This window comes from Phenylobacterium sp. VNQ135, assembly GCF_049445735.1.
Taxonomy (GTDB): Bacteria; Pseudomonadota; Alphaproteobacteria; order Caulobacterales; family Caulobacteraceae; genus Phenylobacterium.
In genome coordinates this window covers 497569-509798 of the sequence record NZ_JBMSDS010000003.1, presented here as the reverse complement: position 1 = coordinate 509798, position 12230 = coordinate 497569, and the positions used below count along the sequence as shown (strand labels likewise).

The 12230-nt window shown below is 70.1% G+C and carries 11 protein-coding genes; 3 read left to right on the top strand and 8 right to left on the bottom strand.

What is annotated here, in order from left to right; genetic code table 11:
* Positions 1-52: 52 nt before the first annotated feature.
* The gene (locus tag ACO2Q0_RS13640; RefSeq protein ID WP_423352049.1) at positions 53-703 is read left to right on the top strand and encodes an alpha/beta hydrolase; all 651 of its coding nucleotides are present in this window, start codon (positions 53-55) and stop codon (positions 701-703) included.
* Positions 703-1086, top strand: a complete 384-nt coding sequence (locus ACO2Q0_RS13635; protein WP_423352048.1) for a YybH family protein — start codon at positions 703-705, stop codon at positions 1084-1086. The genes ACO2Q0_RS13640 and ACO2Q0_RS13635 overlap by 1 nt, the downstream gene beginning before the upstream one ends.
* Here ACO2Q0_RS13635 and ACO2Q0_RS13630 read toward each other — a convergent pair.
* The 8 genes from ACO2Q0_RS13630 to ACO2Q0_RS13595 all read right to left on the bottom strand — a co-directional run bounded on the left by ACO2Q0_RS13630 (position 1083) and on the right by ACO2Q0_RS13595 (position 10721).
* Positions 1083-2138 carry a M23 family metallopeptidase gene (locus ACO2Q0_RS13630; RefSeq protein ID WP_423352047.1) on the bottom strand — a complete coding sequence of 352 codons (1056 nt, stop codon included), beginning with the start codon at positions 2136-2138 and terminating at the stop codon, positions 1083-1085. The two genes, ACO2Q0_RS13635 and ACO2Q0_RS13630, sit on opposite strands and share 4 nt — an antisense overlap.
* Positions 2139-2220: 82 nt before the next feature.
* Positions 2221-2424: a hypothetical protein gene (locus ACO2Q0_RS13625; protein ID WP_423352046.1), complete on the bottom strand. Its 204-nt coding sequence runs from the start codon at positions 2422-2424 to the stop codon at positions 2221-2223.
* Between the two features lie 65 nt (positions 2425-2489).
* Positions 2490-4073, bottom strand: coding sequence for a HAMP domain-containing sensor histidine kinase (locus tag ACO2Q0_RS13620; RefSeq protein ID WP_423352045.1), 1584 nt, complete (start codon positions 4071-4073; stop codon positions 2490-2492).
* Positions 4070-4783: a response regulator transcription factor gene (locus ACO2Q0_RS13615; protein WP_423352044.1), complete on the bottom strand. Its 714-nt coding sequence runs from the start codon at positions 4781-4783 to the stop codon at positions 4070-4072. The genes ACO2Q0_RS13620 and ACO2Q0_RS13615 overlap by 4 nt, the downstream gene beginning before the upstream one ends.
* Positions 4780-6282, bottom strand: coding sequence for a DUF4173 domain-containing protein (locus ACO2Q0_RS13610; RefSeq protein WP_423352043.1), 1503 nt, complete (start codon positions 6280-6282; stop codon positions 4780-4782). Before ACO2Q0_RS13610 ends, ACO2Q0_RS13615 begins: the two co-directional genes overlap by 4 nt.
* Before the next feature lie 109 nt (positions 6283-6391).
* Positions 6392-8200: a flavin-containing monooxygenase gene (locus ACO2Q0_RS13605; RefSeq protein WP_423352042.1), complete on the bottom strand. Its 1809-nt coding sequence runs from the start codon at positions 8198-8200 to the stop codon at positions 6392-6394.
* A gap of 86 nt (positions 8201-8286) precedes the next feature.
* Positions 8287-9597, bottom strand: coding sequence for an amidohydrolase (locus tag ACO2Q0_RS13600; RefSeq protein WP_423352041.1), 1311 nt, complete (start codon positions 9595-9597; stop codon positions 8287-8289).
* A 17-nt stretch (positions 9598-9614) separates the two neighbouring features.
* A complete protein-coding gene (locus ACO2Q0_RS13595; RefSeq protein WP_423352040.1) occupies positions 9615-10721 on the bottom strand; it encodes an anhydro-N-acetylmuramic acid kinase in 1107 nt (368 codons plus the stop codon).
* A gap of 251 nt (positions 10722-10972) precedes the next feature.
* On the opposite strand from ACO2Q0_RS13595, the gene tyrS reads away from it, so the two are divergent.
* A complete protein-coding gene (gene tyrS, locus ACO2Q0_RS13590) occupies positions 10973-12229 on the top strand; it encodes a tyrosine--tRNA ligase (protein WP_423352273.1) in 1257 nt (418 codons plus the stop codon).
* Position 12230: the final 1 nt, after the last annotated feature.

Genomic DNA, 12230 nt, shown 5'->3' with positions numbered 1-12230 from the left:
AGGAAGACCTAGCGCAGCAGTCAAGTATTCAGGCCGACGAAGAGGGGTCTAGATGCCAGAGGTTGTTCTGACCGGCGCAGCCGGGCGGATCGAAGGCCGTTATTCGCAGGGCAAGAGCGAGACTGCGCCCGTGGCGCTGATCCTCCACCCTCACCCCAAGGCCGGCGGTCAGATGAACAACCCGGTCGCCGTCCAGCTCTTCCACATCTTCATGAAGCGCGGCTTCTCGGTGCTGCGCTTCAACTTCCGGGGCGTGGGCCGCAGCCAGGGCGAGTTCGACGGCGGCATCGGCGAACTGGCCGATGCGGCGACGGCGCTCGATTGGCTCCAGGCGACCAACCCGGCCGCGTCCCAGTGCTGGGTCGCCGGCTACTCGTTCGGCGCCTGGATCGGCATGCAGCTCCTGATGCGCCGCCCCGAGACCGACGGCTTCATCTCGGTCTCGCCGCCGACCAACGCCTACGACTTCTCCTTCCTGGCGCCCTGCCCCGCCTCGGGCCTGATCCTGCATGGCGGGAACGACACCGTGGTGCCGCCCATCGAGGTGGAGCGCGTGGTCTCCAAGCTGCGCACCCAGAAGGGAATCGTCATCGACTACGACGTCGTCGACGGCGCCAGCCACTTCTGGATGGAGAACCTGCCGGAGGTGGAAACCCGCGTGGGCAACTACCTCGACAAGCGGCTCGAGGCGAACCCTGCCTGATGGCGACGGCGCCGGAAGACGCCGTCCGCGCGCGCCGGCGCCTGACCAACAAGCTGATCGCCGCCCATGAGGCTGCGCGGCTGAAGCCGTTCTTCGCGCCGGACGTGAAGCTGATCGTCGGCGACGGCGGACTGATCCTGGGCGCCGACCAGGTCGTCGAGGCCTTCGCCGGCCAGTTCGCCGACCCGGCCTTCGTCACCTATCTCCGCGAGACCGAGACGGTGGAGCCCGACGCCGCCGGCGAGCGCGCCGCCGAGACCGGCCGCTGGACCGCCGACTGGAAGGGCAGTCCGCCGATGCGGGGCCGCTACCTCGCCGTCTGGCGCAAGATGACCGGCCAGTGGGTGATCGAGAGCGAGCTCTACGTCACCCTCACCGCCTAGACCCGCGTCTCGACGGTCCGCTCCGCCACCACCCGTCCGTTCCGCAGCACCCGGAACTGGGCCCGGTACGCGCCCGGCGCGAAACCCTCGGCCGGCCGGCGTTTGCCGATGATCCTCAGGTCCTGGGCGCGCGTGCGCGTCAGAGGTTCGGTCACCGACCGGGCGATCACCTCGCCCTTCGGTCCGAGCAGGGTCGATTCCACCGTGTCGCCGGCCCGCATCATCACCGTCCGGGCATAGGCGATCAGCGCGGGACCTTCGGCGCTGGCCGGCGGGATCGCGCCCTCCTCCACCTGACGCATCCCCACCTGCTCGCTCGTGAAGCCGGCGTTCAGGATGAACGCGTCGGCGTACGGCATCTGCGCGGCCGCATCGGCCGTCCACAGCGACGCCTGGTTCGGACAGGCCCCGGCCGCCACCGCCTCCGGCCCGAACGGGTCGGCGATCGCCCCGTTGTGACGGACCTCGAAGTGGAGGTGCGGAAACTCCGTCAGGCCCGAGAGCCCGATCCGCCCCACCGGCTGTCCCGTCGTGACGGCGTCGCCCGGCTTCACGCGCACGCTGCCCTTGGCCATGTGGCCATAGGCGCTGAGCCAGCCGTTCCCATGGTCGATGACCACCGCATTGCCGAGGCCGATGGGATCCTTCGGATTGATCTGATCCGGGGTCTTGAAGACGTCTTCCACCCCATCCCGCACCCGCAGGACCCTGCCGGGGGCCGCGGCCAGCACGTCGACGCCCCGCTGCTGCGCCGGGATGTCGGCCACCCGGAAATCGACCCCGGTGTGGGTGTCATAGGTGTGCGGGCCGCAGTGGTAGTCGAGGCTGCCCGGGCCCGGGTCGCGGTCGACGTAGTGCTGGATGACGCAGTCGTGCCCGATGCGGCACGCCACGGGGAAGGCGAAGTGCGGCGCGGCGGGGTCGGTCGAGGGCGGCGGGGTTGGCCCCGCGGCCGCGGCCGGCAGCGAGGCTGAGCCCTGGGCCTCCGCCTGGGGACTAGCGCCTCCGCAGGCGGCGAGCGTGAGCAGGGCGACGAGCGAGACGGCGCGCATGGGGATGGGTCTCCTGGGCGGCTCCGACTTTGGCCTGTCGGAGAGCCACAGGAAATGGGCCGATCCTTGGCGAGCCTCTGCTTCAGAACCGCCGCTGCTGCGTCCGGCGGAGCGCGCTCACCGCGAAGGCCGCGAAGGCGGCTGACCGCCGGGCCGTCTTGGGGTCGGGTGCGAAGCCGCGCAGGCATTCGCCGTCCGGTGTGGTCAGCCGCCAGGACCAGACCTCTCCGGCGGCGCTGAGCCGGAACTGGCAACCGTCGGGCTTGGGGAAGGAGGTCTCGTCCATGGCCGCACCCTGGCCGGCCGGCGTGCAGGCGATCCCGCGCGCCGTGTGGAGTTTCGGTGCAGCCCTCAGGCGCCCGCCCGGGGAACGGTGATGCGGAAGGCCGCGCCCCGCTCGGTCTCCAGCAACTCCAACCGTCCGTGGCTGGCCGCCAGCAGCGAGCGGGCGATGGGCAGGCCCAGGCCCGTGCCACCCTGCGCTCTCCGGCCGGTGAAGAAGGGCTCGAACAGCCGCTCGCGGTCGGCGCCGGCCACGCCAGGCCCGTCGTCGCTCACGACCAGGATCACGGCGTCGTCCGTCGTCTCCGCCGTCACGCTTCCGCGGCCTGCCCCCGCCTGGCGGGCGTTCTGCAGCAGGATGGCCACCACCTTCTCGATGGTCTCGGCCGGAGCGGAGACCGGGGGCAGGTCGGCGGGCGTCCGCACCTCCACGGCGAAGCCGGGGCCGGCTTCGCCGTCCGCGGCGCGTGCGATCGGCGCCGCGAGGTCGGCGGCGACGCCGGCTTCCGGCTCGGCCATGTCGGCCCTGGCGAGGTCCAGCAAGCGGGTGACGAGCTGCGAAAGCCGGTCTGCGTCGGCGGCGATGTTGTCCAGGAACCGGCGCCGTTCGGCCGCCGACATGGTGTCCAGATGGTCCTGCAGCAGCTCGACCGCCCCGCCGATCCCCGCGAGCGGCGTCTTGAACTCGTGGCTTACGGCCGCCGCGAAGTCCCGCAGATAGCGGCTCCGGCGCTCGATCCGCTCGGCCATGGCGCGGAAGTCCTCGTAGAGCGCGCGGATCTCGACGGCGGCGGTGGGCGGCGTCTCGGGGATCGCGCCCCCGCCTGCGGCCACCTGTCGGGACGCGGCGCTGAGCTCCTCGATCGGCCGCGTCACGCCTCGCGAGACCAGCCCCGCCATCACCACCAGGACGCCGAAGATCACCCCGATGCCGATCAGGATCTTGCCGCGATCCTCGTAGAGCCCCCGGAAGAGGGCCCGGGGCGAGCGCGACAGCAGGAGCACGCCTACGACCCGGTCGCCGACCACCACCGGCCGCGCATGGTGCAGCCTGAGCGCCGAGGCGCGGCTCAGCCATTCGAACCGGTACTGCGGATGATAGTCGCCGTTGCGCCGGAAGACGGTGCGAGGATGGCCGCCGAGCGCCGCGCGCACTTCCGGCAGGCTGGACAGGTCGCCGCCCCGCCCGAGCCCCATCGCGACCCGGCCTCGCGCGTCCAGCAGCAGCACGGAGGCCAGCGTCGTGCGCGTGGTCCGCTCGACCACCGGCGCGATCGCCGCGCCCACGGACAAGGCGCTGGGATCGACGGGGCCGCCCGCTCGCACCGGCGCCGGCCGCTCGGGCAGCACGGGCGAGCGTGACAGGTCGATGGTGGTGGGCTCCGGGCGGAAGTAGTCCGCCGGCGGCTCGCTTGGCCGCGGCTGAGCCGCGGGCGCCCCCGGCCACTCGGCCGCCGCCAGGGCCGCCAGCGCGGCCCCTTGCGCCACCAGTTCGGCTTCGGTCTGGCGAACCAGCGTGTTCTCGTAGACGCGTAGCGAGATCGCCGCGATGCCCGGCATCGCCGCCGTGAAGACGAACACCGCCAGCAGGATGTCGCGCAGGCGCATCGCCGGCCAGCGCCGCTTGAGGAAGGCCTTGGCGGCGGCGATCACCCCGCGCCGCCGCCCTGACACGCGCCAAGGCGATAGCCGACGCCGGCCCGCGTCTCCACGACGTCATGACCCCCCAGGCGCGCGAACTTGCCGCGCAGGTTGCGCACGTGGCTGTCCACGGTGCGGTCGGTGATGGCGAAGCCCGGGCCGTGCAGCCGATCGATGATCGCGTCGCGGCTGAACACCCGCGCCGGAGCCGCCATCAGCGCCTTCAGGATCTGCAGCTCGGTGACGGTCAATCCTGCGTCCGCGCCATCCCACGCCGCCGTCCAGCCCTCGGGATCGAGGCTGAGCCGCCCGTGACGCAGCGGCGCCGTCGCCTCGACCGAGGCGGGTTTCGCTCGCGTCCGCCGCAGGATGGCCTGGACCCGCGCGGTCACCTCCCGCGGACTGAACGGCTTCACGACGTAGTCGTCGCCGCCCAGTTCGATGCCGAGCACGCGGTCGATCTCGTCGTCTCGCGAGGACAGGAACAGGATCGGCAGGTCGCCCTGGGCCCTCAGCCGGCGGCAGACTTCCAGCCCGTCCAGCTTTGGCATGTTGATGTCCAGGATGACGAGGTCCGGCGCCTGCTGCGCCACGGAGGCCAGGGCCGCTTCTCCATCCTCCGCCTCTCGCGCGGCGAGCCCGGCCTTCTCGAGCGCGAAGACGAGGAGCTGGCGGATATGAGGATCGTCGTCGACGACCAGGACCTGCGGCATGGCGCTCATGTTCCGGTCTTCGGGAGCCGCGTCAACGGCGCCCCATCGCAGCTGCGTCCGTAGGGTGCGGGCGCGGGTGGACGGCCCGGAAGGCTTTCGTTTCGGGCGAGCCGCCGGGCGTCGCGCCACCGCCAGCTTCGCCAGTCGGCCTGTCGCCTGAGGAGCGCGGCGCGCAGCTCGGCGCGTTTCGCCCGGACGCGGTCGAGCGTCTCGGCGGGCAGCGGCCGCTGTTCGACTTGGGCCAGCGACACGAGCGCTGCGCCGTTGAGGCTCTGAAGGTGGCAGAGGTCGAGCTCCACGCCCTCGCCCCCGACCTCCCGGGCATGCCGGACGTTCCACGCCGCCGAGACGGCCCCAAGGTCGACGACGCTGCAGAGTATGAGCGCGAGGCCCGCGGCCATCGCGTTGGCGTTGACCAGCCAGCTTCCGCTCTTGCCGCGCATCAGCCTCCAGCCGATGAGGATGAGGCCCGCGGCGACCAGCACCATCCAGATCAGCGCCGCCAGCCGCATGCGCGTCAGCGAATAGGCCTCGATGTAGTCAAGCGTCCGCAGGATCGTGGAGGCGACCAGGAAGACGTTCTGCGCCAGCCAGGCGGCCACCAGGACGCGGATCGGCCGCGAGGTGGCGGTCGGCGTTCCCGGCCGCAGGAAGATCAGCACGAACAGCCCGGCCAGAAGCGCGGTGGCGATCAGCGGATAGGCGCCGCGATGAGCGTACTCCGCCAGGCTCACGCCCTGCGGCAGCCGCGCGCCGCTCCAGAGGAAGGCGATGTCGAGGCCGTTCTGCAGGGCGAAGATGGCGTTGAACACCACCAGCGACACCCCGACCGAAGCGGTGGTGATCGTCGGCAGGCTGACGACCGGACCGCCGGCGCCCTTCAGCCTCGGCTTCGGCCCGCGAGGCCGCAGAGCCGTGTAGACGACGAAGCCCACGATGAGCCCGAAGGCGATCCGGGCCACATCGGGCTCAGGAACGCGCAATCGACCGATGGACTGGGCGATCATCGGATTGGCGGCGCTGAACAGCCATAGGAAGCCGGCGCCGCCGACCACCGGGGCGACCGCCGCGAGCGCGATGGCCGTCAGGCGCATCGGCCTGGAGCGTTCCCTCGCCTTCAGGAGCCGGGCGAGATCCTGCCAGGGGCGCAGGAGAGCCTTGATGGCCGAGAGGCCCAGCCGCAGCCCCCAGGCGCCGGCGTCGTCCGCCGCCGGCGCTCGCGGGGCGAGGACGCAGACACCCAGCGCGAGCGCGAACAGAATGCAGCCCAGCAGGCTGGCCCGCTCGATCTGCAGCAGTCCGAACGCCAGCGCGGCCACGAAGGCGAAGACCGATGCCCGCCAACGCCAGACGCCCCGGTTGGTCAGTCCGACGGCTGCCAGCAGCGACGAGCCGACGACGCCGAGGTTCAGCCCCGGGTAGACGTCGAACAGCAGGAGCTCGGCCAGTCCGACCAAGGCGGCTCCAAGGCCGAGCTTGAGCCAATAGCTGTGGACACGGAGCGGCATGCGGAAAACCCCTGGATACGTTCCTTCCAGGGGGTAGCGCGGTGGTGTCGCCAGGTGCGGGAGGCCGGGTGCAGCCCTGGGCCTCCTCGTGTGCAGAGGCCGTGCAGGCCTACGAGCTGAGCTCGAGACCCTTCAGCTCGCCCGCGGCCCGCCAGTCTTCCAGCACCTTGGCGAAGGCGACGGGTCCCGCCCCATACGAGGTGTTGCGCTTGTTCATGAGCTCAACCTTGCCCTCGTTGTTGTAGTAGCCGGGCGTGCACTCCTTCAGGAACGCCTCGCGCATCACCGACAGCTTCACGATCGTGTCCACCCAGGCCTCCTCCGCCTCCTGGGTCGGCTCGACCACCCGCGCCTGACGGTCGGCCGCGTTCCTGACGATGTAGGCGATGTGCCGCGCCTGTTCGTTGATCATGTGCGGGAAGTTCGCCGAGAAGCCGGACTGCACGTTCGAGACGATGAAGCAGTTGGGGAAACCACGGCTCAGAAGCCCGTGCAGCGTCGCAGCGCCGTCCTTCCACTTCTCCGTGAGGGTCTGGCCGCCACGGCCCTTCACCTCATAGCCCGCGCGGCGGGCATACGAGGTGCCCACCTCGAAACCGGTAGCGTAGATCAGGCAGTCGATCTCGTAGGTCTTGCCGGTCGCCACCACCGCGTTCTCGGTGATGCGATCCACACCGCGGCCTTGCGTGTCCACCAGATGGACGCTCGGCCGGTTGAAGGTCTGCAGGTACTCGTCGTGGAAGCATGGCCGCTTGCAGAACTGGTTGTACCAGGGCTTGAGCGCCTCGGCTGTGCCCTTGTCCTGCACCACGCTGTCCACGCGGGCCCGGACCTGCTCCATCTTCTTGAAGTCGGCGAGCTGCATCAGGGCAGCCGGGTTGTCGACCGTCTCGCCGGCCTCGGCCTTGCGGCGCGCCAGCAGCAGGATGTTGCCGATGATGTCCGTCCAGCCGTCCTGGACCAGATCCTTCTCGGCGAATCCGCCCGAGACCAGGACGTTGAAGTTGTCCATCCGCTCTTGCTGCCACCCGGGCGTGAGCGAGCTCGCCCAGCTCGGGTCGGTCGGCCGGTTGTTGCGCACGTCGATCGACGAGGGCGTGCGCTGGAAGACATACAGCTCCTTCGCCCACTCGCCGAGATGCGGCACGCACTGCACGGCCGTCGCCCCGGTGCCGATGATGCCGACGCGCTTGTCCTTCAGGCCGACCAGCCCGCCGTTGGAGTCGCCGCCGGTGTAGTCGTAGTCCCAGCGGCTGGTGTGGAACGAATGGCCCTTGAAGGTCTCGACGCCGGGGATGCCGGGCAGCTTCGGCCGATGCAGCGGGCCGTTCGCCATGATCACGAACCGCGCCTTCATCGCGTCCCCGCGGTTGGTGCGGATGATCCAGCGCGAGGCGTCGTCGTCCCACGAGAGGTCGGTCACCTCGGTCTGGAAACAGACGTTGCCATAGAGGTCGAATTTCTCGCCGATGGCCCGGCTGTGGCGCAGGATCTCGGGCGCCCGGGAGTACTTCTCCACGGGCATGTAGCCGACCTCCTCCAGCAGGGGGAGGTAGATGTAGCTCTCGATGTCGCAGGCCGCGCCGGGATAGCGGTTCCAGTACCAGGTGCCGCCGAAGTCCCCGCCCTTCTCGATGATGCGGACATCGGCGACACCGGCCTCCTTCAGGCGGGCCGCCGCGAGCTGACCTCCGAAGCCGCCGCCGATCACCACCACCTCGACCTCGTCGGTCAGGGGCGCGCGCTCGGTGCGTTCGACGTACGGGTCCTCGAGATAGTGGGCGAACTGCCCCTTGATCTCGACGTACTGCTCGTTGGCGTCCGCCCTCAGGCGCCGGTCGCGCTCTTCCCGATACTTGCGGGCGAGCGCGTCCGGATCGAAGCCCAGGTCGTCGATCTTGCCGACATCATCCGCCATGACGCGCTCCTCCGCCGAGATTTCACTCGTTGGAGGAAGCGTGCCGAACGATCGTTTGACCGGCAAGCGTGACGTGGCGGAACCGGTTACTTCGCCGCGCCGCCCGAAGACAGGAAGTCGAGCGCCGTCAGCACCTGGGCGCGCACGCCGACCTCCATCGCGCCCTCATCCACGACATTGAAGTGCGGCGAATGGTTCACCCCCGGCGGATTGCCGATGGTCAGGTCGTAGAACAGCCCGGGGACCTTCTGCTGGTAGTACGAGAAGTCCTCGGCGCCCGTGATGTAGTCGATGTCGTCCCGGATCTTGCCGCGTGCGGCGCGGGCCAGGGTCGGCTTCATCTTGGCCGTCAGCGCCGGATCGTTGCTGGTCACCGGATTGGGCGTGCCCCACTCGATCGCGCCCTTGCCGCCGTAACGCGACGCGATGCTCTCCACCGCGGTCTCGGCCTTGGCCATGATCTGCTTGCGCAGCTCTGGATCGAACGTGCGCAGCGTGCCGGCCAGCGTGAAGTCGTCGGGGATGATGTTGTAGCGGACGCCGCCGTGGACCGTCGCCACCGTCAGGATCGTGGGCGTCCGGGTGACGTTGATCTGGCGGGCGGCGATCTGGTTGAAGGCCAGGATGATCTCGGCCTGCATCGAGGCGATGTCGACGCCGTTCCAGGGATTGGCCCCGTGGGTCTGCTTGCCCTTCAGCTTGATCTCGTAGCGGTCGGAGGCGGCCATCATCGGACCCGGCCGCCACAGCAGCTGCCCCGCATCGCCCGGCACGACGTGCAGGCCGAACACCGCATCCACCTTGGGATTGTCGAGCGCGCCCTCCTTGACCATCAGCGGCGCGCCGCCCTCCTCGCCCACGGGCGGGCCCTCCTCGGCCGGCTGGAACAGGAACACCACCGTGCCGGGGATCTGGTCTCGCATGCCGGCCAGGATCTCGGCCGCGCCCATCAGGATGGCGACGTGCGCATCGTGGCCGCAGGCGTGCATCACGCCCACCTGCTGACCGTTGAACGTCGTCGTGACCTTGGACGCGAACGGCACGCCCGTCTGCTCCACCACCGGCAGGGCGTCCATGTCTGCGCGCAGCGCGACGACGGGGCCCGGCTTGCCGCCCTTCAGGACGCCGACGACGCCGGTCTTGGCGACGCTGCGCACCTCGATGCCCAGCTTCTTCAGATGGTCGGCCACCAGCTTGGACGTGCGCACCTCGCTGTTGCCCAGCTCGGGGTGCTGGTGGATGTCGCGCCGCCAGGCGACCACCTTCGGCTGGACCTTGCTCGCCGCCGCGAACACCGGGGCGTCGAACGCGCCCGCCGCCTGCGCCTGCGCCGCAGTCGGCGCGGCCATACCCATCGCCACCGCCAGGGCGGCGCCCGCGATCCAATGCCCCTTCATCCCCACTCTCCTGAAACTCAAGGTTCGACGATACGGCCGCCGGTCATAGGTTGGTCTACGCCGGTGGTCTTTGGAAACGAGATCGGCAGGCCTCGCGCCGTTCGCGCGGCCAGATAGGCGAAGGCCTCGGCCTCGATGGAATCCCCTCGCCACCCGCGATCCTCCGCGGCCGTGACCGCCGTCGGCAGGCGCGCCTGCAGGGCCTTCATGATCTCGGGGTTGTGACGCCCGCCGCCGGTGACGATCACTTCCGACGGGACAGCGCCCATCAGGTCGAATGCCCGCTTCACCGCCTCGGCCGTGAAAGCCACCAGCGTCGCCGCGGCATCCTCCAGCTCCAGCCGGTCGAGCGGCTCCATTGAGAAGTCGTAGCGATCGAGCGACTTCGGCGGGAGCGCTTCGAAGTAGGGGTGCGCCAGCAGCGCCCGGACAACGCTCTCGTCCGCACGACCCACGCTGGCGTACCGGCCGCCGGCGTCGTAGCGGCCCGCGCCGCGGGCCTGCACCAGGAGGTCGATCATCCCGTTACCGGGGCCGGTGTCGAAGGCCGCGATGTCGTCGCCGCCGGTCCAGAAGGTGACGTTGGCGACCCCGCCGACGTTCAGCACCGCCAGCGGCGCGTCCAGCCCCGACGCCCTCGCCCGGGCCAGGTGGTAGATCGGCGCAAGCGGCGCCCCCTCGCCGCCCGCCGCCACGTCTGCGGTGCGGAAGTCGTAGGCGACGGGCCGGCCGGTGAGCTTCGCCAGCAGTCCAGCGTCCCCCAGTTGCACGGTGCGCCCGACGACCCCGCCCTTGGGCCGTTCGTGGAGCACAGTCTGGCCGTGCATGCCGATCAGGTCGAGGTCGCTCCAGGCGAGGCCGTGCTCGGCGATGAAGGCCTCGGCCGCCGCGAAGTGCTCGCGCGCGACGGCCTCGCGAGCCTCCGCGAAGATTGCCGGCTCGGGCGCGCCCCGCGCCCACTGCAGCGCCTGCCTGGTGGACTCCAGAAGGACGTCGCGCGTGGCGTCCGTAAGCTTGCGCTCGCCGGCCGGCCCGAAGGCCTCGATGGTCTCGCCGTCGGTCTCCAGCACCGCCATGTCGACGGCGTCGAGGGAGGTCCCGGTCATGAATCCCAGCACGCGCATGCGGCTTGACTGCCATGTCCGAGGACCGCTAGCTAGCCGCCATGATCGGACCCGCCGCCAACACTGGCCGCTATTACCGCCTGCCCTAGCGCAGGCGCCCGATCGTTCGCGCCTGCCGTCACAACGGCCGGCGTCACCCCACCGAAATCACGGACGCCGGCCTCCTCAGCCCCAAGGAGCCTGCCATGTCCCTCGAAATCCTGGATGCGCCCGTGCTAGAGCGCGGCGACCGAAGTCCCGCGAGTCCCCAGATGCCCGATCCCGCCTTCAAGTCCGACTTCCTGAAGACGCTGCAGGCGCGCGGCTACATCCACCAGATCAGCCACCCCGAGGAACTCGACGACGCGGCGTCGAAGGGCGTGGTCGCCGCCTACATCGGCTTCGACGCCACGGCGACCTCTCTGCACGTCGGCAGCCTGATCCAGATCATGATGCTGCGCCGGCTCCAGCAGGCCGGCCACAAGCCCGTCGTGCTCATGGGCGGCGGCACCACCAAGGTCGGCGATCCCAGCGGCAAGGACGAGAGCCGCAAGATGCTCACCGACGCCGACATCGAGCGGAACATCGCCGGCATCAAGACCGTGTTCGAGAAGTTCCTCACCTTCGGCGACGGCCCCACCGACGCGGTGATGGTCAACAACGACGAGTGGCTGTCGAAGCTCGGCTACATCGAGTTCCTGCGCGAGTTCGGCCCGCACTTCACCGTCAACCGCATGCTGACCTTCGACAGCGTCCGCTTGCGACTGGAGCGCGAGCAGCCGCTGACGTTCCTGGAATTCAACTACATGCTGATGCAGGCCGTGGACTTCCGCCACCTGAACCGCGCCATGGGCGTGCAGCTCCAGATGGGCGGCTCGGACCAGTGGGGGAACATCATCAACGGCGTGGAACTGGTCCGGCGTATGGACCAGAAGGCGGCGTTCGGCCTGACCACGCCCCTGCTGACCACGTCGTCCGGCGCGAAGATGGGCAAGACCGCTCAGGGCGCCGTGTGGCTCAACGCCGACCTGCTTAGCCCCTACGACTACTGGCAGTTCTGGCGGAACACGGAAGACGCCGACGTTGGCCGTTTCCTGCGGCTGTTCACCGATCTGCCGCTCGACGAGATCGCCCGCCTCGAGGCGCTCGAGGGCGCCGAGATCAACGAGGCCAAGAAGGTGCTGGCCAACGAAGCCACGCGGATGCTGCACGGCGAAGACGCCGCCCGGAGCTCCGAAGCCGCCGCCCGCGCCGCCTTCGAGGAAGGTCGGCTCTCAAGCGACCTGCCCACCCACGAAGTCGCGAAGGCTGAACTGGACGCCGGCATCGCGCTCGCTGCCCTGACGGCGGACGCGGGTCTCGCCTCGTCGCGCGGCGAGGCTCGCCGCCTGGCGCAAGGCGGCGGCCTGCGCGTGAATGACCAACAGGTCACCGACGGCAATCGCGTGGTCACCACGGCCGACCTGCTGGATGGCGTCGTGAAGCTGGCGGCAGGCAAGAAGAAGATCGTGCTGGTGAAGCCAGTCTAAG

What these genes read in the sequence shown, in the direction of transcription:
- ACO2Q0_RS13640 (WP_423352049.1), top strand. Translation starts at nt 53, where the DNA reads ATGCCAGAGGTTGTTCTGACCGGCGCAGCCGGGCGGATCGAAGGCCGT.
- ACO2Q0_RS13635 (WP_423352048.1), top strand. Translation starts at nt 703, where the DNA reads ATGGCGACGGCGCCGGAAGACGCCGTCCGCGCGCGCCGGCGCCTGACC.
- ACO2Q0_RS13630 (WP_423352047.1), bottom strand. Translation starts at nt 2,138, where the DNA reads ATGCGCGCCGTCTCGCTCGTCGCCCTGCTCACGCTCGCCGCCTGCGGA.
- ACO2Q0_RS13625 (WP_423352046.1), bottom strand. Translation starts at nt 2,424, where the DNA reads ATGGACGAGACCTCCTTCCCCAAGCCCGACGGTTGCCAGTTCCGGCTC.
- ACO2Q0_RS13615 (WP_423352044.1), bottom strand. Translation starts at nt 4,783, where the DNA reads ATGAGCGCCATGCCGCAGGTCCTGGTCGTCGACGACGATCCTCATATC.
- ACO2Q0_RS13610 (WP_423352043.1), bottom strand. Translation starts at nt 6,282, where the DNA reads ATGCCGCTCCGTGTCCACAGCTATTGGCTCAAGCTCGGCCTTGGAGCC.
- ACO2Q0_RS13605 (WP_423352042.1), bottom strand. Translation starts at nt 8,200, where the DNA reads ATGGCGGATGATGTCGGCAAGATCGACGACCTGGGCTTCGATCCGGAC.
- ACO2Q0_RS13600 (WP_423352041.1), bottom strand. Translation starts at nt 9,597, where the DNA reads ATGAAGGGGCATTGGATCGCGGGCGCCGCCCTGGCGGTGGCGATGGGT.
- ACO2Q0_RS13595 (WP_423352040.1), bottom strand. Translation starts at nt 10,721, where the DNA reads ATGCGCGTGCTGGGATTCATGACCGGGACCTCCCTCGACGCCGTCGAC.
- tyrS (WP_423352273.1), top strand. Translation starts at nt 10,973, where the DNA reads ATGCCCGATCCCGCCTTCAAGTCCGACTTCCTGAAGACGCTGCAGGCG.